Origin of the sequence: Agromyces protaetiae, from assembly GCF_004135405.1 — a bacterium.
Lineage (GTDB): Bacteria > Actinomycetota > Actinomycetes > Actinomycetales > Microbacteriaceae > Agromyces > Agromyces protaetiae.
In genome coordinates this window covers 874,208-892,055 of record NZ_CP035491.1, presented here as the reverse complement: position 1 = coordinate 892,055, position 17,848 = coordinate 874,208, and the positions used below count along the sequence as shown (strand labels likewise).

Genomic DNA, 17,848 nt, shown 5'->3' with positions numbered 1-17,848 from the left:
GTCATCGGCCGGGCCCGAGCTGGCGCACGGACACGATCGGAAGTCGGATAATGGGCAGAAGAGTACAGTGCATTTCGAATTGTCCAGTGGAGGCGGCATGACGATCGCATCAGACACCGCGATCGACGCGGCCGAACTCGCACGACTCATCGGCAGTCCGCGCGCCGACGACATCCGCCGCACGATCGGCACGTTGATCGAGGCCGGCGATCTCGTCCCCGGGACCAAGCTCCCGACCATCCGCGATGTCGCAGCCGCGCTCGAAACGAGCGTCGGGGCCGTCGCCGACGCGTGGGCCGAGCTTCGACGGGGTGGACTGCTCGACACGCGACGCCGTGGCGGAACGACCGTGGCCGTCCGGCTCGACCGTTCGTCGGGGTCATCGGCGACGTTCGCCCCATCGACCCCCGCCGTGGTGGATCTCGGCCGCGCGGGCGCCGACCCCGCGCTCCTGCCAGATCTCTCGAGCGCCCTGCTCAGCGCGTCCGCATCCGTCCTCACCGCCCCTGTCCTCGGAATCGCTCCTGCGCTCGGCGCCGCGCTCACGTCCCGCCTCTCCTTCGAGCCCGCGCTCCTGATCGCTGCACCCGGGATGCACTCAGCGATGCACCTCGCCGTCACCGCACTGCTTCCGGTCGGCGGAACCGCCGCGGTCGAGGATCCCACCTGCATCCGCAACCTCGCGATCCTTCGCGGACGGGACGCACGCCTGGCGCTGATCTCCTCCGACGCCGAGGGGCCGTCGCCCGACTCGTTCGCCGCAGCACTCGCGCAGTCGCCGAGCATCGTCACCTTCCAGTCCAACGCCGCCGTCCCCCTCGGTTCCACCTTGACCGAGCGGAGGCGCGACGCACTCGCGGCGTTGCTGCAGGCTTCGGATGTCCGGCCGTGGATCCTCGAGGAGGATCCGGCCGGCGGGTTCGCGTCGTCACCGTCTCTCGCCGAGGTGCTCCCGGACCGAGTCATCCGAGTGATCGACTTCGCCCGCGCCTTCGGACCGGGCCTCCAGACCGCCGTCCTCGCGGGCGCGACTGAGGCGATCGAGGCGATCTCCTCGCTCCAGGCGAGCGAAGGCGCGAAGGGCAACCCGTTTCTTCAGCACACGCTCGCCGTGCTGCTCGGCGACCCCGACGTCGACCTGCTCGTGTCGTCAGCCGCCACGACCTACGACCGGCGCAACCGCGCATTGCTGGAGGCACTTTCCTCGCGCGGCATCGCGGCCGGCGGATCGGGTGGCTCGTTCGCATGGGTGCCGGTCGCCGACGAGCGCGACGCACTGCTCGTCCTCGCGAGCCACGGCATTTCGGCGAGCCCCGGTGCTCGCAGCGGGTTCGGGACCGCAGGTCCTCATGTTCGGATCGCCACGACGCGCCTTCCCGATGACGAAGCCGGCGTCGCGGCCGTTGCGGACGCGCTGGCGTCCGCCGCAGCGCGGCAGTTCGCAGCGGAGGAAGAGTGACCGCGCTCGAAGGTCCGGATCGCTCCCGAGAGACCACCTTCACCCAGTCGCTCGCCCGTCTGTATCCGCTGTCGCGCGAGGTCGTGCCGCGCCTCGCACTGGGTCTTGCGAGCGCCGTCGTCGCGAGCGCGCTCGCCCTCGCGATCCCGCAGGTGCTGCAGTGGATCGTCAACGGCCCGTTGTTCGAGTCGAACGATCCGGCCGGCCTGTGGTGGGGTGTCGGCGTCGTGCTCGCACTGGGTCTGGCTGAGGCGGGGCTGCTCACCGCCCGCCGCCAGCTCGTCCTCGCGCCGGGCACGAAGCTCGAGGCGAAACTGCGGGTGCAGCTCTATGAGCACCTCGCCGAGCTGCCTGTCGCCTTCCACGACGAGTGGGGGAGCGGGCAGCTGCTGTCGCGTTCGATGAGCGACATCCGCCGGTTCCGCCGCTGGATCAGCTTCGGCATGGTGATGATCTGCGTCAACGCCATCACGATCGGCATCGGCACGGCGCTCATGCTCTCGTCGAGCTGGGTGCTCGGCACGATCTACGCGGTCGCGGCGGTGCCCGTGCTCGTCGTGAGCTTCCGCTTCCGTCGCCGCTACCGCATCGCGTCGCGGCGCGCGCAAGACCAGGCGGGCGACCTCGCGACGGTCGTCGAGGAGTCGGTGCGAGGCATCCGGGTGCTCAAGGCCTTCGGGCGCGGGCGCGACGCCCTCGACTCGTTCGCGGCGCGCGCCGACGAACTGCGCGAAACCGAACTCTCGAAGTCGCGGTCGCTGTCGACCGTGTCGATGGTGCTGACGCTCCTGCCCGAGACGGCGCTCGCGGTGTCGCTCGTCGTCGGTGCGTTCCTCGTCGCGTCGGGCGACCTCACGGTGGGCGCGATCGTGGCGTTCTTCGCGACGGCCGCGATCGTCAACGGCCCGCTCGGGCGACTCGGCGAGCAGTTCGCGATGTCGATGGACGCGAAGACCGCCATCGACCGCTACTTCGAGGTGCTCGATGTGCCGAATACGATCCTCGATCCCGCGACACCGGTATCGCCGAAGGCGGCCTCGCGCGCTTCCCGCCTCGAGTTCCAGGGCGTGCGGTTCCGGTACCCCGACGCACCCGCCGACGCGCCCGACCTCCTCGACGGTATCGATCTCGTCGTCGAACCCGGCGAGACGCTCGCGCTCGTCGCACTGACGGGCGGTGGCAAGTCGACGCTCGTCCAACTCGTTCCTCGCCTCTACGACGTCACAGGCGGCCGCGTGCTGATCGACGGCATCGACGTGCGCGACCTCGAACGGCTCGCCCTCCGCAGCCACGTGTCGATCGCGTTCGAAGAGCCGGTGCTGTTCTCGGCATCGGTGCGCGAGAACATCCTCCTCGGCGTACCCGACGCGGGCGACGACGTGCTGCTCCGCGCGCTCGAGGTCGCCGGCGCCGACTTCGTGCACGCGCTCCCCGACGGCGTCGACACGCTGGTCGGCGAAGAGGGCCTGAGCCTCTCGGGTGGCCAGCGGCAGCGGCTCGCGCTCGCGCGTGCGATCGCCGCCGAGCCTCGCGTGCTCGTGCTCGACGACCCGTTGTCGGCGCTCGATGTGCGCACCGAGGCGCTCGTCACCGAGCGGTTGCGGGCGACGCTCCGCGAGACGACGACGATCGTCGTCGCCCACCGCCCCTCGACGGTCGCCCTCGCCGACCGGGTCGCGCTCCTCCACAACGGCCGCATCGCAGCGGTCGGCACGCACGCCGAGCTGCTCGCATCGAACGAGCTGTACCGCTCGGTCCTCGCGCGCCAGTCGCGCGCTCGCGAAGAGCGTTGGAGAGAGTCGGATGTCACGTCCGCGCGCTCGGCGGAACGACGACCGGATGTCTCTGCGCCGTCACCTGCGGGAGCGACCCGATGAGCGGCGTGGCGTTCGAAGACGACATCCTGCTTGAACGGGAGCGTGCCCGGTTCGTGCGGCGTCGCTCGCTGCGGCTCCTCGGCAGCCTGTTGCGGCCGATGCGGTGGCGCTTCGCGCTCATGCTCCTGCTCGTCACGACCGCACAGGGCGCGCGCGCGCTCGGGCCGCTGCTCGTGGCATCCGCCCTCGACGCCGGCCTGCCGACGCTCCTCGGAGGCGACCCGACGCGCGTCCTCGTCGACGGCGGCCTCTACCTCACGGCGGCCGTCGCGGGCGGCGTGCTCACGCTGTGGTTCATCCGGCTCAACGCGCGCATCTCTCAGGCCGTGCTCTTCGATCTCCGGAAGCGCGTCTTCCTCCACACGCAGCGGCTGAGCCTCGAGTTCCACGAGACCTACACGTCGGGGCGCATCATCGCACGGCAGACCTCCGACCTCGACGCCGTGCGCGAGGTGCTCGACTCAGGCGTCAACCAGTTGCTCTCGGGCTTCCTCTATATGGCGTTCATCGCCGCGCTCCTGTTCGTGCTCGACCCCTGGAGCGGGCTCATGCTGCTCGTGACGGCCGTGCCGGTGTGGTTCCTGACGCGCTGGTTCCAGCAGAAGTCGCAACTGCACTATCGGTCGACGCGCGTCGCGTCGGCGAACCTCATCGTGCAGTTCGTCGAGACGATGGCAGGCCACCGCGCAGTGCAGGCGTTCCACCGCGAGAAGCGGAATGCCGCCGAGCACGCCCGCCTCGCCGAGGAGTACCGCATCGCCGACCAGCGTGCGGTCGGGCTCATCGGCGTCTACAACCCGGGGCTCGTGCTCATCGGCAATCTCGCGGTCGCGGGCATTCTCGCCGTCGACGGATACCGGGTCTTCGCGGGCGCGCTGCCGCTCGGCGCGCTCGTCGCGGCGGTGCTCTACGCCAAGCGGTTCTTCACGCCCGTCCAAGACATGGCGCAGTTCTACAACTCGATGCAGTCCTCGGTCGCGGCCCTCGAGAAGATCTCGGGGCTGCTCGAGGAGCAGCCGACGATCCGCCCGCCCCGCCAACCTGTCGCGCTGCCGCGCGCGGCCGGCCGCATCGAGTTCGACGGCGTGCGGTTCGCGTACACGCCGGGCCGAGACATCCTGCCTCGCCTCGACGTCGACATCGCGGCGGGCCAGACGGTCGCGCTCGTCGGCTCGACGGGCGCCGGCAAGTCGACCCTCGCGAAGCTCGTCGCGCGCTTCTATGACGCGAGCGAGGGCGAGGTGCGCCTCGACGGCGTCGACGTGCGCGATCTCGCGTTCGCCGACCTGCGTCGCGCGGTCGTCATGGTGACGCAGGAGGCGTTCCTGTTCAGCGGGTCGATCGCCGACAACATCGCGATCGGGCGACCGGGCGCGACGCTCGACGAGATCCGCGCGGCAGCGCGGGCGGTGGGCGCCGATCGGTTCATCGAGCTGCTGCCCGAGGGGTACGACACCGACGTGAACAAGCGCGGCGGACGGCTATCGGCCGGGCAGCGGCAGCTCGTGTCGTTCGCGCGGGCGTTCCTTGCCGACCCGGCGGTGTTGATACTCGACGAGGCGACGAGTTCGCTCGACCTGCCAAGCGAGGCGCTCGTGCAGCGCGGCCTCGCGAAGCTGCTCCGGGGACGCACGGCGATCATCATCGCCCACCGGCTCTCGACGGTCGAGATCGCCGACCGCGTGCTCGTGCTCGGCGGCGGGCGCGTGCTCGAAGACGGCACTCCTGCCGAGCTCGTCGCGTCGGGCGGAGAGTTCGCAGCGCTCCACGCCGAGTGGGAGGCGTCGACGGTCTGAGCGGGGTCACCCCCGCGGCGTCCACCCGACGGGCCGCACGCCCTCGCCCTGCATCGCGCGTTCGAGGTCGGCCTCGGCCGACCAGCCCTGCGCAGCCCCGACCGCGTCGAACCCGCCGCGCGCGACGCGCAGACCGACGTCTTCGTGGTGCATGCGCGGGCCGCCGCCTCGGCGCACCGATGCGCGCACGCTCCACGCGTCGTCGGCATATCCGCCGCCGCGGAACACGCGGTAGTCGTCGTAGCGCGCGGGGTCGAGGAGGTCCCAGCACCACTCCCAGGCGTTGCCGAGGGTGTCGAAGAGGCCGTTGAGGTTCGGATGCTTCCCGCCGACGTTCTGCGGATGCGTGACGCCGTCGAGGCTCGACCAGGCGACCTCGGCGAGCGGCCCGTAGTGGGCGCCCTTCGAGCCCGCCCGGCAGGCGTACTCCCACTCGGCCTCGGTCGGCAGGCGGTAGCCGTCGGAGTCGACGTGCCACGTGACGTCTTCGCCGTCGTACGTGTAGGCGGGCTCGAGACCTTCCCACTCAGAGGCGGCGTTGCAGAACCGGATCGCGCCGAGCCAGCTGACATCGGTCACGGGACGACGCGGGTGGCGGACTTCGGAGGCGAGACCGTCGAGGCCGACGAGCTCGGCGTACTGCTCTTGCGTGACGGCGAACACGCCGATCTCGAACGCTTCGAGGTCGACCGTGCGGTGGAGCTTCCGCCGGGCGTCGTGCAGCGTGACGCTCCCGGCCGGGATGTGCGCGAGCTCGAGATCCTCCACCCCGCCAGTGTTCCACGGGGCATCCGGGGTCGAGCTACGCGAGCGCGCGCTACGCGCGGTCGCGTGCGCGGCTTCGTGCGAAGCGAGGCATCCGGATCTTGCGACGAGGCTCGTCTGCGTGCAGCACGCCCGCCTGCACGGGGATCGGCGCCGTGAACACCGCGTCGACGACCATCGACCCGTCGCTCGGCCCGACGACGGGGATGGGCGTCGTCGGCGTCGCCGTGGTCGGCGAGACGAGCGCGTGCGCGAGGCGGCGGTGCTCGCGGACGTACGCGGGGATGAGCAGCGCGATCGCCCCGAACCAGGCGAGGGGGTTACTCCAGATGACCCCGACGAAGCCGAAGAGCGCGCCGAGCCAGACCGCCGCCGCGACGCGCATGACGAGCTCGATGACGCCCGTCCAGGTCGGGACAGCCGTGTGCCCGAGCCCCTGCAGCGCTCCGCGCACGACGAACAGGATGCCGAGCGCCCAGTACGTCGCGCCGTTGACGGCGAGCATGTGCGCGGCGTCGGCCACGACCGCCTCGGAACCGTCGCCGACGAAGATCCGCACGATGTCGCCGCCGAAGAAGATGAGCAGCACGCCCTCGATGACTGCGACGACGATCGCGATCCACACCGCCTGCTTGACGCCCCGGCGGATGCGGTCGGGACGACCGCCGCCGTGGTTCTGCGCCGTGAACATCGAGGCCGCGAGGCCGAGGGAGGCGAGGAGGGCGACCGCGAGGTTGTCGACGCGCGCGCCCGTCGTGTACGCGGCGACGGCGTCGGCGCCGAGTTCGTTGAGCTTGACCTGCACGGTGAGGGTGCCGATCGAGATGATCGACGCCATGAACCCCATCGGCAGTCCGAGTCGCAGGTGTTCGACGACGTCGGCGCGGGCGACCTTCAAGTCGGAGCGCTTGAGGTGCAGCACGGGCACCCGACGGCGCACGTACTCGAGGCACAGGACGACCGAGACGCCCTGCGAGATGCCGGTCGCGAGCGCAGCGCCGCCGACGCCCCAGTCGAGGGTCCACACCGCGAGGATGACGAGCCCGATGTTGAGGATGCACGAGAGCGTCAGGAAGACGAGCGGCGTGCGCGAGTCGCCGATGGCGCGGATGATCGCAGACAGGTAGTTGAAGAACATGACGGCGGATGCGCCGAGGAAGCTCACTTGCGCGAACGTGGTCGCTTCGGGGAGGAGCTCGGCGGGCGTCTGCAGCAGTTCGAGTGCGGGGCCTGCGATGAGCGGCGCGACGACCGTGAGGAGGAGGCTCATCGCAGCCGTCAGGAGGGTGCCCGTCGCGACCGAGCGGCGGACGGCGAGCTGGTCGCGCGCGCCGAACCCCTGCGCGGTCGGGATCGCGAAGCCCGACGTCATGCCCCACGCGAAGCCGATGAGGAGGAACAGGAGGCTGCCCGTCGCGCCGACGGCGGCGAGCGAGTTCACGCCGAGGTGCCGGCCGACGACGATCGCGTCGGCGAACTGGTACATCTGCTGCACGACGTTGCCGATGAGCAGAGGCACGGAGAAGGCGAGGATGACGCGCCACGGGGCGCCGGTGGTGAGGGACTTGGCCATGGTCGGGTTTCGGGTCGCGCACGGATCGGGGGATCGGTGTCGCGGGCGGCACCACGAGACATCCTATCGAATCGATTCGAGTGAATCGAGCGCGAGCTTCTGCTCTGTGGATGTCTCGGCCTCGCGCCTGCCGCGACCCGCGTCTCGGCGGGTGTTATCGTGCCTGCATGTCGTGGGGCCGGGCGTACTTCGCCGCGCAGGCGATCGCCGGGCCGTCTGGTGGATCGCGGTGTTCACGGTGCCGTTCGTGCGCGAGGCGACGCTCGGCGGCCTCGACCCGGTGCTCGTCGCGGTCTTCGACGTGCCGCTCTTCGTCGGCGCATCGGCGGTCGCGGCTCTGGCGGCAGCGCGGTCCGCCTTGGCCGCATGGTCCGCTTGGCTCGCAACCGGCTGGACCGGTTTCGTCACTGCGTCGCTCGCCGTCTACGCCGCCGTCACGACCGAAGCGGGCTGGGGCGTCGTCGTCATGGCCGCCGCGACCTTCTGCTCGGCCGTCGCACTCAGTCTCGTGCAACTCGGGCGCGTGCCGACCGAGTGGCTGCTCGTCGGCCCGTTCTCGTTCCGCACGGCGCGCGCCGAGGCATCCGTCGCCGTGCACTTCGTCGCCACCGCCGCCCAGATCGTCGTGTTCTGGGGCTTCTTCCTCGTCGCGATCCCACTCGTCCTCGCCTGGCTCGAGGGCCGCTGGCGGATCGAGCTGCCGGTCGTGACACCGCTCCTCGCCGCGCCGTTCGTCACCGTGCTCGGCTTCGTCGTGCTCGCGCTCGCAAGCGCCCTCGGCATGTGGTCGGCCGTCGCGATGTCGACCCGCGGCGGCGGCACGCCCCTCCCGCGCGCGATGGCGAATCGACTCGTCGTCGCCGGGCCGTACCGATACGTGCGCAACCCGATGGCGCTCGCCGGCATCGTGCAGGGCGCCGCCGTCGGGCTCGTGCTCGGCTCGTGGCTCGTCGTCGCCTACGCGATCGCGGGATCGCTCGTGTGGAACTACGCGATCCGGCCGCACGAAGAAGCCGACCTCGAACGGCGGTTCGGGGAGGACTTCGAGCGCTACCGCGATGCCGTGCGGTGCTGGTGTCCGCGGCTCACGCCCGTGCCGGCGAGCGTCGACTCACACGCGTAGCGAGCGCACTCGGCGGGAAGCGCTCGGCTTGACGCGCTGAGCGGGCGGCGCTCAGCGCCCGACGAGCCCCAGCCCCTGCGCGGCATACCGCTCGCCGTGCACGCCCACACGCTGCGCGAGCGTGTCGAGGTCGGCGAGCTCTTCGGCGGTGAACACGAGATCGGCTGCGCCGAGGTTCTCGGCGATGCGGGTCGTGCTGCGCGATCCTGGGATCGGAACGATCCACGGCTGCTGGGTGAGCAGCCATGCGAGCGCGACCTGCGCGGTCGTCGCGCCCTTGGCCTGCGCGAGCACGGCGACATGGTCGACGAGCGCCTGGTTCGCGGCACGGTTCTCGGCTTCGAAGCGGGGGAGTCGCGCGCGCATGTCGCCGTCGGTGAAGGGCACGGATGCGTCGAGCGTGCCCGTGAGGAATCCGCGCCCGAGCGGGCTGAACGGCACGAACCCGATGCCGAGCTCTGCGAGCGCGGGCAGCACTTCGGGTTCGGGGTCGCGCGTCCACAGCGAATACTCGCTCTGCACCGCGGTCAGCGGGTGCACGGCGTGCGCCCGGCGGATGGTCGCGGCGGATGCCTCTGAGAGGCCGAAGTGGCGCACCTTGCCCTCGGCGACGAGCTCGCCGATCGTGCCGGCGACGTCTTCGATCGGAACGTCGGGGTCGACGCGGTGCTGGTAGAAGAGATCGATCACGTCCGTCCCGAGCCGTGCGAGCGATGCGTCCGCCACCGCCCGGATGTGCTCGGGCCTGCTGTCGAGGCCGCCCGTGTTCTTGCCGTTCTCGATCTTCCAACCGAACTTGGTCGCGATGACGACTCGGTCGCGCACGGGTGCGAGCGCCTCGCCGACGAGCTCTTCGTTGACGAACGGCCCGTACACCTCGGCCGTGTCGAAGAACGTGACGCCGAGGTCGACCGCGGAGCGCAGCACGCCGATCATGTCGTCGCGCGTGCCGGGGTTCGGGCCGTAGCTCTGGGACATCCCCATGCAGCCGAGGCCGATGGCCGAGACTTCGAGTCCTTGTCCGAGCGTTCTCGTCATGTGCTCCATCCTCCCGCTGCGCCGGGACCGGGGGGCGGGTTTCGTCATGCGGGGTCACGTCGGCGGCGAGACATCCGAGGCTCGAACGGCTACCGTTCATGCCATGCAGACTTCCGCACGCAACCGCTTCGAGGGCACGGTCTCGGCCGTCAAGCCCGGCGCCGTCAACGACGAGATCGAGCTCACGCTCGCGGGCGGCGAGCGCCTCTCGGCCGTCGTCACCCACGAGAGCGCCGTTTCACTGGGCCTCGCCGTGGGCGCCGAGGCCGTCGCGCTTGTCAAGGCCCCGTGGATCGTGCTCGTGACGGATGCCGCGGGCTACCGTTTCTCGGCACGCAACCAGTTCTCGGGCGCGGTCATCGCGCTCACGCGCGGTGCGGTCAACACGGTCGTCGACGTGACATCCGGAGATCTCGTCATCTCGGCGGTCGTGACGAACGACAGCGTCGATTCGCTGGGACTCGCCGAGGGGGTCGCTGCGACCGCGATCTTCAAGGCGTCGAACGTCATCCTCGCGACGCGCGCCTGACGTCGTCGCCCCTTCGCGGCGCCCGTTCGCCCCCTCCCGAGGCTTGATCGCCTCTTCCCGAGGCCCGTTCGCCTCTTCCCAGCGCCCGGCCCGAAGTCGTAGTCTCGCCCTGAAGATTCCTCATTTTCTCTGCGACGGGCTCTGCGATGACAACTCCCGACCTCTCGACCCGACGACCGGTCACTGCCCTCCCTACCACGGGCCGACGACGATTCGCCGCGGCATCCGTCGCCGTCCTCGCCCTCGTGACCGCACTCGTCACCGTGCCGAGCGCCGCGCACGCCGACGGCCCGACGACGTTCTCGAACACCGCCTCCATCACCATCCCCGACAACGGGGCCGCGAGTGCGTATCCGTCCCCGATCACGGTGAGCGGATTGACCGGCCCCGTGACGGCGGTCACCGTCACGCTCGCCTCGCTCTCGCACCCGGCCACGGGCGACATCGACGCCCTGCTCGTCTCCCCGACGGGTGAGAACCTCGTGTTCATGTCCGACATCGGCCCGTCGGGCGCGGGGGTGCCCGCCACGAACGCGACCCTCACGTTCTCCGACGCCGCCGGCGGGCCGCTCGCGGGAGGCGGCACGGTGTCGAGCGGCACCTTCCGCCCGACGAACAACGACAGCGGAACCGCCGATGCGTTCCCCGGTCCGGCACCGACGCCGTCGGCGCAGACGACCTTCGCGGGAGCGTTCGCCGGCATCGCGGCCAACGGTGCGTGGTCGCTGTACCTCGTCGACGACGCCGCGGGGGACTCCGGCTCCATCGCGGGCGGCTGGAGCCTCACGATCACGACGGCGGCCGCAGCCGTCGCGACCTCCACCGCCCTGACCTCGTCGGCCAACCCGTCGACGACCGGCTCCTCGGTGACGTTCACCGCGACCGTCACCGCGAACGGCTCGGCCGTGACCTCTGGAGCCGTGCAGTTCAGCGACGGGGCGACGCTGCTCGGCTCGCCCGTCACGGTCAACGCCTCGGGCGTCGCGACGCTCAGCACTTCGGGCCTTGCCGAGGGCACCCACTCGATCGGGGCCGCGTACGGCGGCGCCCCGGGTTCCTCGCGAGCAGCGGCTCGCTCTCGCAGCGCGTCGACAACCCGACGACCGTCAACGGCAGCGCGTTCTGCAACACGGGCGTGCTCACCGTGCCGTCCGCCGGCCCGTCGACTCCCTACCCCTCGAACGTCACCGTGTCGGGTCTGCCGACCTCGCTCTCGAAGGTCACCGCGACCCTCAGCGGCGTCAGCCACAGCTCGCCCATCGACCTCGACATCCTGCTCGTCGGTCCTGCTGGGCAGAACGTCATGCTCCTGAGCGACGCGGGCGGCGGCACACCGGTGGCCAACGCGACCATCACGTTCGACGACGCGGGCGGCGTGCTGGGCGCGCTCGCGACCGGCACGTTCCAGCCGGTCGACTCGGACGCAGAGGGCGCGGATGTCTCACTGCCCGCCCCTGCCCCCGTGCACAGCGGCCTCACCGCCCTCTCGACCTTCGCGGGCACGAACCCGAACGGCACCTGGAGCCTGTTCGTCGTCGACGACGCGACGGGCGACTCGGGGTCGATCGCAGGCGGCTGGTGCCTGACCATCACGAGCCCGCCGCCGGCACCGGCGCCGACCTCGACGGTGCTCGTGTCGAGCGTGAACCCGTCGACTGAGGGTCAATCGGTGACGTTCACCGCGACCGTGGCATCGGCCGGCATACCGGTCGCCGGGGTCGGCTTCGTGCAGTTCGGCGTCGACGGCACGCCCGCAGGCGAAGCCGTGCTCCTCGGATTCGACGGGACGGCGACGCTCACGACGTCGGCGCTCGCGGCCGGATCGCACACGATCACGGCCGATTACGGCGGCAGTCCCGTCACCGGCAGCAGCTCCGGCTCGCTCACCCAGGTCGTCGAGGCGCTCCCGCCGACACCCGCCGCAACCTCGACCGAACTCACCTCGAGCGTGAACCCCTCGACGTTCGGGCAGTCGGTGACGTTCAACGCGACGATCACGAGCTCGGGGTTGCCCGTCTCGGGGGCACCGTCCAGTTCAGCGACGGCGGCGCCCCGCTCGGCTCGCCGACCCCCGTCGCCAACGACGGCACCGCGACGCTCACGGGCTCCGCACTCGCGGTCGGATCGCACACGATCACCGCCGAGTTCAGCGGCACGGCAACCTACGCCGCGAGCGGCGACACTCTCACACAGGTCGTCGAGAACCCGGTGCCGGTCACGACGCCGACCGTGACCAAGGTCACCTCGAGCAAGAACCCCTCGGTCGTCGGCCGGTCGGTGACCTTCACCGCGACGGTGAAGACGACGGGTGCGCCCGGCTCGCCCGTGCGAACCGGGACGGTGCAGTTCCGCGACGGTTCGACCCCGCTCGGCGCGCCCGTCGCGGTGCGGTCGAACGGCACGGCGAGCTTCACGACCTCGGCGCTCTCGGTCGGCCCGCACACGATCGCGGCCGACTACAGCGGCACGGCCGCGCTCACGCCGAGCACGGCGACCCTCGTGCAGCGGGTCGACCCGACCGCCACGACGACCTCGCTCCGGTCGAGCGCGAACCCCTCGACGTTCGGGCGACCCGTGACGTTCACCGCGATCGTCAGAGCAGCGGATGCGCCGGGCTGGGGAGCACCGGGTTCGGCCGGCCTGATCTGGGGCGGCACCGTCGAGTTCTTCGACGGCGCGACCTCACTCGGCAATGTCCCGGTGGGTGCCGGCGGCGCTGCCTCGCTCACGACCGGCGCACTGGGCGTCGGCGTCCACCGCATCACCGCCGTCTACGGCGCGTCGGTCTTCGGCGGCGGCTCCTCAGCGGTGCTCTGGCAGACCGTTGCGAAGACGACCACCGCGACGAAGCTGACGCACAGCCCGACATCCTCGCGCCCCGGCGACCCGGTGACCTTCACCGCGACCGTTACGCCTCGCGGCGGCGGCGCGGTCGGCGGCGGGTTCGTCCAGTTCCGCGACGGAAACAGGATCCTTGCACTGGCGGTCGCGGTCGCGGCCGACGGGAAGGCGACCTTCACGACCTCGGCGCTGGCCGCCGGCAGCCACCGGATCACCGCGTCCTACAGCGGTTCGGCCGGCCTTGCGGCGAGCTCGGCCTCGCTCACGCATTCCGTGACCAAGCCGCCGAAGGCGCCGCCCGCTCCTCCGCGCCCGCCGTGGTGGTGGAGGTGGTGACGCACGGTCTCCGAACATCTGCCACGATGACCCGGTGACCCTCGATCGCATCGCGCTCATCTCGGACGTCCACGGCAACCTCACGGCGCTCGAGGCCGTGCTCGCCGACATCGCGGGTCGAGGCATCCATCGCATCTTCAACCTCGGCGACACGGCCGGGAAGGGTCCGCGCGGCGAAGCCGCCGTGCAGCGCGTGCGGGAGGTGTGCGAGGTCAACGTGCGCGGCAACTGGGACGACTTCCTGCGGACGATCCCCGACGACGGCCCCGAAGAGATGGTGTGGTGGCGCGACGAGCTGTCGCCCGAGTCGGTCGAATGGCTCGGAGCGCTGCCGCTCAGTCACGACCTCGTGGTGAGCGGGCGGCGCATCCGTCTGTTCCACGCGTCGGCACAGAGCCCGCACGTGCGCGTGCACTTCCAACACACGCCCGAGCAGTACGCGGCCATGTTCGAGAACACCGACATGACCGGTTACGACGACCCGCTCCCCGATGTCGTCGGCTACGCGGACATCCACGACGCCTACGTCGAGTCGTTCGAGGGCCGCACGCTCTTCAACATCGGCAGCGTCGGAAATCCGCTCGACGAGCCGACGCCGTCGTACGTGATCCTCGAGGGCCTCGTCGAGGCGGCGGATGCCTCGAAGACGACGGATGTCTCGAAGACGACGGATGTCTCGGCGCGCGCACCGTTCGGCATCCAGTTCGTGCGCGTGCCCTACGACGTCGAGGCCGAGATCGCCGTCGCCGACGCGCTCGGGATGCCGCAGCGCGAGGTGTGGGCGGTCGAGCTGCGCACGGCGATCTACCGGGGCAAGCAAGAAGCGGTCGCACTCGCCCAGTGATGTCGCCGGGTCATCCGGTTACGTGTCTCCAGCGCCCGTGACCGCCGAGGGCTTGCCCATGCCGTACAGCTCGTCGGCCCGCCAGCAGTACCAGGCGAGCACGCTGCGATAGGGGCGGTACCCGTCGCCGATGAGCCGCAGCGCCTTCGCGGTCGGTGCCTGCACCCGCCACCCGAGCCCGTACCCGCGCCTGATGCCCAGGTCGCCGACGGGCAGCACATCGGGGCGCCCGAGGTGCACGAGGGTGAAGATCTGCGCCGTCCACTCGCCGATGCCGCGCACGGTGCTGAGGTTCTCGACGATCTCGTCGTCGGTGCGGCCCGTGAGCACGTCGTCGTCGACGGCGACGCTGCCGTCCATGACCTTTGCCGCCAGATCGAGGACGGATGCCGCCTTCGCCGCCGACAGCCCGACGTGCCGCAGCTCGTCGGGGAGAAGCGCTCGATCCGCTCGGCGCTCACGTCGCCGTCGAGGAGCGCGACGAGCCTGCCGTGAATGGCGTGCGCCGCCGACTCTGCGAGCTGTTGGTAGGTGATCGCGCGCACGAGCGCGGCGAAGTTCGACTCGGACGACTTCGGCAGCGAGATCGGCCCGGTCGCCGCGACGAGCGTCGCGATCACCGGGTCGCGCGCCGCCAGCGCACGCGTGCCTTCGGCGAAGGGGTCGGATGCCTCGGGCTCGCTCACTCGTTCGTTCTAGACGCTCGCACGCCGGGCGGCAAGCGGTTCGACCTCCTGCGGTCGCTCCCACACGATCGCGTACCGCCACAATGCGAGCCGCGTGAACCGGCTGCCGGGCAGCACCCCGCGCGCGATCACGCGCATCTCGGCGTACGTGTGCCGCGGCGGAGTCGTCGGCGCCGTATGCTCCCACACTTCGCGCCGGGCGCTCGTGATGCGGTGGGTGACGATCGCCGGGATCTCCCAAGCGGCATCGCGGATGCCTCGACTGCGCGCCAACCCGATGACGACGAGCGCTCCGCCGGGGGCTGTGAGTTCGGCCATCCGGGCGAGCGCCCCACCGGGGTCGTCGAAGTGGTGCAGGGTCGCGATCGATGCGACGAGGTCGAAGGATGCCTCGGCCAACGGGTACCCCGCGAAGTCGCCGCACACCCACCCGACTGCCGAGCCCGGGGCATCCGCCTGCGCCCGCTCGAGCACGCCTTCGTCGTTGTCGATCGCCGTGACGAACTCGACGACGCGGCTCAACTCGACCGCGAGCAAGCCGTCCCCGGTGCCCACATCGAGGGCGCTCCGCGCCCCCCGCGGCACCCGATCGAGCACGACCCGGTGGTACTCGATGTTGTGGTTCCAGCGCTCTCGTCGGGGCAGGGCATCCATTTCGTCATGCCTGTGCCGGATGCACGCGCACCCGACGCGGGGTGAACGTGATCGTGTACCGGTCGTCTTTGGGTGCGTTGAACGCGTCGAGGCCGAGCCCGTAGTGAGCGAGCAGCCGCTCGAGGAAGACGAGGCCCGTGTCCTCTTCGATCGTCACGTCGCACCGCAGTTCGAGCGTGCGCTGCGTGTTCGCGGGGTCGATCCAGAATAGTGTCGCCTTCGGGTTCCGCCGCAGGTTCTTGAACTTCTGGCGCGAGGCGTGAAGCGAGGTGCGCACGACGTCGGCATCGCCCTCGCGGTCGACCAGCGCCCAGATCGCCGATGTCTGCGGGTACCCACTCGACCCGATCGTCGTGAGGGTCGCGACGCTCGGGCCTTCGGCCAGCGCGCGGAAGTCTTCGGGGATCGTAGGGATCGAAGTCATGTGATTCAGGATGTCACGGTGCCCACTCAATCCCGCTTCGCGTACCGCCGCGCGGCGAGCGTGCCGAAGATCGCGATGAGCGCGATCGACCAGATGAGGGTCGTCAAGACCGGGTGCGCGAGCGGCAGCGGCCCGTCAGGAATGGTTCCGTTGCCGAAGAGGTCGCGCACCGCGGTGATCGCCGCGCTGAACGGGCTCCACTCGGCGATGTCGCGGATCACGGGCGGCATCGTCGCGGTCGGCACGAACGCGTTCGAGAGCATGACGAGCCCGAAGATCGGGGCAGACAGTTGCTGCACGACCTCGACGTTGCGGATCAGGAGGCCCATGTAGATGCCGACCCAGCTGAGGGCGTAACCGAAGAACAGCAGGAGGAGGAACGCGGCCGCGGCCGACCAGACGTCGGTGTGGATGCGCCAGCCGACGAGGACCCCGAGGCCCGACATGACCGCGAGCGAAAGCGCCGAGAGCACGAGCTGGCTCCCTGCCTGGCCGAACGGCACCGCGATGCGCTGCATCGGGAGCGAGCGGAAGCGCTCGGTGACACCGTTCTGCACGTCGAGCGCCGCGGAACCCGCGGCCATGATGAGTCCGGTCCCGGCGACGAGGACGAACGCCGCGGGCACGAGCGCTTCGCGATACGCGGCGGCGTCTCCGCCCGCAGCCAGCGCGCCGCCGAAGACGTACCCGAACAGCAGGACCATCGCGATCGGCCCGACGAGGTTCGCCGCGACGATGGCGGGGTTGCGCTTGAGCGCGAGGAGGTTGCGGTGAACGATCGTCCAGCCGTCGGCGAGCGGCCAGCGGGCCGGGCGCGTCGCGTGAGTCGTGTGCGTTGCGTGCGTTGCGTGCGTTGCATGTTCGGTCGTGGTCATCGCTGGGCTCCCGTCAGGGCGAGGTAGGCCTGGTCGAGGGTGGGTTCGTGCAAGCCGATGTCGGCGACCCGAACCCCTGCGCCCGTGAGCGCGTCGAGGATCACGGGCAGGGTGAGCGTCCCCGCGGAGACGAGGCCCGTGATCGAGGTCTCGTCGGGCGTCGCGTCGACGGCGAGGTCGCGCACGCCGAGCGCTTCGAGCACGGCGGCGGCAGAGACATCCGCCCGCTGCTCTTCGAGCACGACCGTGAGCCGCACGCCGATCCGCTCCTTCAGCGATCTGGGCGTGCCGTCGGCGACGATGCGTCCGGCGTCGAGCAGCACGACGCGATCGGCGAGTCGGTCGGCCTCGTCGAGGTACTGCGTCGTGAGGAAGACGGTGGTGCCGTGGCCGGCGAGCTCTTTCACGGCGTCCCAGATGTCGTTGCGGCTTCGGGGGTCGAGACCGGTCGTCGGTTCGTCGAGGAACAGCACCGAGGGCTGCAGGATCAGGCTCGCGAGGATGTCGAGGCGACGGCGCATGCCGCCCGAGTAGGTGCTGACCGGGCGGTCGGATGCCTCGACGAGGTCGTACTTCTCGAGCAGTTCGTCTGCTCGGGCTCGGGCCGCCGCCTTCGTGAGCCTGCAGAGTCGGCCGATGATGCGGAGGTTCTCGCGCCCGCTCAGCCGCTGGTCGAGCGTCGTCTGCTGCGCCGTCACGCCGATCGCGGCACGCGCCTTCTTCGGCTCGGCGACGACGTCGACCCCGCCGACGTACGCCGTGCCCGCGGTGGGCGCGGCGAGCGTCGACAGCACGCGGACGAGAGTCGACTTGCCCGACCCGTTCGCGCCGAGCAGGCCGAACACGGTGCCGCTCTCGACGGCGAGGTCGATCCCGCGGAGCGCTTCGACGGTCTTCGGACCTCGACCGTAGGTCTTCGTCAGCCCTTCGACTGCGATGGCAGGTGCCTGCATGCCGTTCATACAACTCCTTCAGCGATCAGTGCTCGCGGTACGCTCCAATATACTGAACACGGTGTTCGCAGTAAA

Annotated in this window: 18 protein-coding genes and 2 pseudogenes; 11 read left to right on the top strand and 9 right to left on the bottom strand. The window is 70.7% G+C overall.

Going from position 1 to position 17,848, the window contains the following annotated elements; all coding sequences use genetic code 11:
- The first annotated feature begins 97 nt into the window (after window positions 1-97).
- The 3 genes from ET445_RS04145 to ET445_RS04135 are packed head-to-tail and all read left to right on the top strand — an operon-like array spanning window position 98 to window position 5,132.
- Complete coding sequence (locus ET445_RS04145; RefSeq protein WP_129189093.1) at window positions 98-1,459, top strand: GntR family transcriptional regulator; 1,362 nt, start codon at window positions 98-100, stop codon at window positions 1,457-1,459.
- Window positions 1,456-3,336 (top strand): ABC transporter ATP-binding protein, encoded by a 1,881-nt coding sequence (locus tag ET445_RS04140; protein WP_129189091.1) that lies wholly within the window; start codon window positions 1,456-1,458, stop codon window positions 3,334-3,336. Before ET445_RS04145 ends, ET445_RS04140 begins: the two co-directional genes overlap by 4 nt.
- Window positions 3,333-5,132 carry an ABC transporter ATP-binding protein gene (locus ET445_RS04135; protein WP_129189089.1) on the top strand — a complete coding sequence of 600 codons (1,800 nt, stop codon included), beginning with the start codon at window positions 3,333-3,335 and terminating at the stop codon, window positions 5,130-5,132. The genes ET445_RS04140 and ET445_RS04135 overlap by 4 nt, the downstream gene beginning before the upstream one ends.
- A gap of 6 nt (window positions 5,133-5,138) precedes the next feature.
- Here the strand turns inward: ET445_RS04135 and ET445_RS04130 are convergent, their stop codons facing one another.
- Together ET445_RS04130 and ET445_RS04125 are read right to left on the bottom strand one after the other, a co-directional pair.
- Window positions 5,139-5,900, bottom strand: coding sequence for a formylglycine-generating enzyme family protein (locus ET445_RS04130; protein ID WP_129189087.1), 762 nt, complete (start codon window positions 5,898-5,900; stop codon window positions 5,139-5,141).
- Between the two features lie 49 nt (window positions 5,901-5,949).
- Window positions 5,950-7,470: an MATE family efflux transporter gene (locus tag ET445_RS04125; protein ID WP_129189085.1), complete on the bottom strand. Its 1,521-nt coding sequence runs from the start codon at window positions 7,468-7,470 to the stop codon at window positions 5,950-5,952.
- 172 nt (window positions 7,471-7,642) lie between these two features.
- On the opposite strand from ET445_RS04125, the gene ET445_RS04120 reads away from it, so the two are divergent.
- Window positions 7,643-8,593, top strand: coding sequence for a methyltransferase family protein (locus ET445_RS04120; protein WP_341769737.1), 951 nt, complete (start codon window positions 7,643-7,645; stop codon window positions 8,591-8,593).
- Between the two features lie 51 nt (window positions 8,594-8,644).
- On the opposite strand, the gene ET445_RS04115 is transcribed toward ET445_RS04120, so the two are convergent.
- Window positions 8,645-9,631: an aldo/keto reductase gene (locus tag ET445_RS04115; protein ID WP_129189083.1), complete on the bottom strand. Its 987-nt coding sequence runs from the start codon at window positions 9,629-9,631 to the stop codon at window positions 8,645-8,647.
- 103 nt (window positions 9,632-9,734) lie between these two features.
- Here ET445_RS04115 and ET445_RS04110 point away from each other — a divergent pair, with 103 nt between their 5' ends.
- Window positions 9,735-10,160 carry a TOBE domain-containing protein gene (locus ET445_RS04110; protein ID WP_129189081.1) on the top strand — a complete coding sequence of 142 codons (426 nt, stop codon included), beginning with the start codon at window positions 9,735-9,737 and terminating at the stop codon, window positions 10,158-10,160.
- Here ET445_RS04110 and ET445_RS17815 read toward each other — a convergent pair.
- Entirely contained in the window at window positions 10,138-11,124 is a 987-nt protein-coding gene (locus ET445_RS17815; protein ID WP_243695315.1) for a hypothetical protein, read from the bottom strand. The genes ET445_RS04110 and ET445_RS17815 overlap by 23 nt on opposite strands.
- Here ET445_RS17815 and ET445_RS18580 point away from each other — a divergent pair.
- The 5 genes and pseudogenes from ET445_RS18580 to ET445_RS04090 all read left to right on the top strand — a co-directional run bounded on the left by ET445_RS18580 (window position 11,027) and on the right by ET445_RS04090 (window position 14,181).
- Entirely contained in the window at window positions 11,027-11,473 is a 447-nt protein-coding gene (locus ET445_RS18580; protein ID WP_424922894.1) for an Ig-like domain-containing protein, read from the top strand. The two genes, ET445_RS17815 and ET445_RS18580, sit on opposite strands and share 98 nt — an antisense overlap.
- A pseudogene (locus ET445_RS18575) lies at window positions 11,464-11,997 on the top strand (Ig-like domain-containing protein); the annotation flags it as partial. The gene ET445_RS18580 and the pseudogene ET445_RS18575, both read left to right, overlap by 10 nt.
- Window positions 11,937-12,299: pseudogene (locus ET445_RS18570) on the top strand (Ig-like domain-containing protein); the annotation flags it as partial. The pseudogenes ET445_RS18575 and ET445_RS18570, both read left to right, overlap by 61 nt.
- 90 nt (window positions 12,300-12,389) lie before the next feature.
- The gene (locus ET445_RS04095; protein WP_129189075.1) at window positions 12,390-13,337 is read left to right on the top strand and encodes an Ig-like domain-containing protein; all 948 of its coding nucleotides are present in this window, start codon (window positions 12,390-12,392) and stop codon (window positions 13,335-13,337) included.
- 34 nt (window positions 13,338-13,371) lie between these two features.
- Entirely contained in the window at window positions 13,372-14,181 is an 810-nt protein-coding gene (locus ET445_RS04090) for a metallophosphoesterase family protein (RefSeq protein ID WP_129189073.1), read from the top strand.
- A gap of 18 nt (window positions 14,182-14,199) precedes the next feature.
- Here the strand turns inward: ET445_RS04090 and ET445_RS04085 are convergent, their stop codons facing one another.
- On the bottom strand, window positions 14,200-14,541 hold the full coding sequence (locus ET445_RS04085; RefSeq protein WP_129189071.1) for a DNA-3-methyladenine glycosylase family protein: 342 nt from the start codon (window positions 14,539-14,541) through the stop codon (window positions 14,200-14,202).
- Window positions 14,542-14,712: 171 nt separating this feature from the next.
- Between ET445_RS04085 and ET445_RS17140 the strand changes: the two genes are divergently transcribed.
- Window positions 14,713-14,880 carry a hypothetical protein gene (locus ET445_RS17140; RefSeq protein ID WP_165314289.1) on the top strand — a complete coding sequence of 56 codons (168 nt, stop codon included), beginning with the start codon at window positions 14,713-14,715 and terminating at the stop codon, window positions 14,878-14,880.
- Here ET445_RS17140 and ET445_RS04080 read toward each other — a convergent pair.
- The 4 genes from ET445_RS04080 to ET445_RS04065 are packed head-to-tail and all read right to left on the bottom strand — an operon-like array spanning window position 14,877 to window position 17,782.
- Window positions 14,877-15,521, bottom strand: coding sequence for a class I SAM-dependent methyltransferase (locus ET445_RS04080; protein WP_129189069.1), 645 nt, complete (start codon window positions 15,519-15,521; stop codon window positions 14,877-14,879). The two genes, ET445_RS17140 and ET445_RS04080, sit on opposite strands and share 4 nt — an antisense overlap.
- A gap of 4 nt (window positions 15,522-15,525) precedes the next feature.
- A complete protein-coding gene (locus tag ET445_RS04075; RefSeq protein ID WP_129189067.1) occupies window positions 15,526-15,945 on the bottom strand; it encodes a TIGR03618 family F420-dependent PPOX class oxidoreductase in 420 nt (139 codons plus the stop codon).
- Between the two features lie 26 nt (window positions 15,946-15,971).
- Window positions 15,972-16,820, bottom strand: a complete 849-nt coding sequence (locus tag ET445_RS04070) for an ABC transporter permease (RefSeq protein ID WP_129189065.1) — start codon at window positions 16,818-16,820, stop codon at window positions 15,972-15,974.
- A complete protein-coding gene (locus tag ET445_RS04065) occupies window positions 16,817-17,782 on the bottom strand; it encodes an ATP-binding cassette domain-containing protein (protein WP_243695313.1) in 966 nt (321 codons plus the stop codon). The genes ET445_RS04070 and ET445_RS04065 overlap by 4 nt, the downstream gene beginning before the upstream one ends.
- Window positions 17,783-17,848 lie beyond the last annotated feature (66 nt).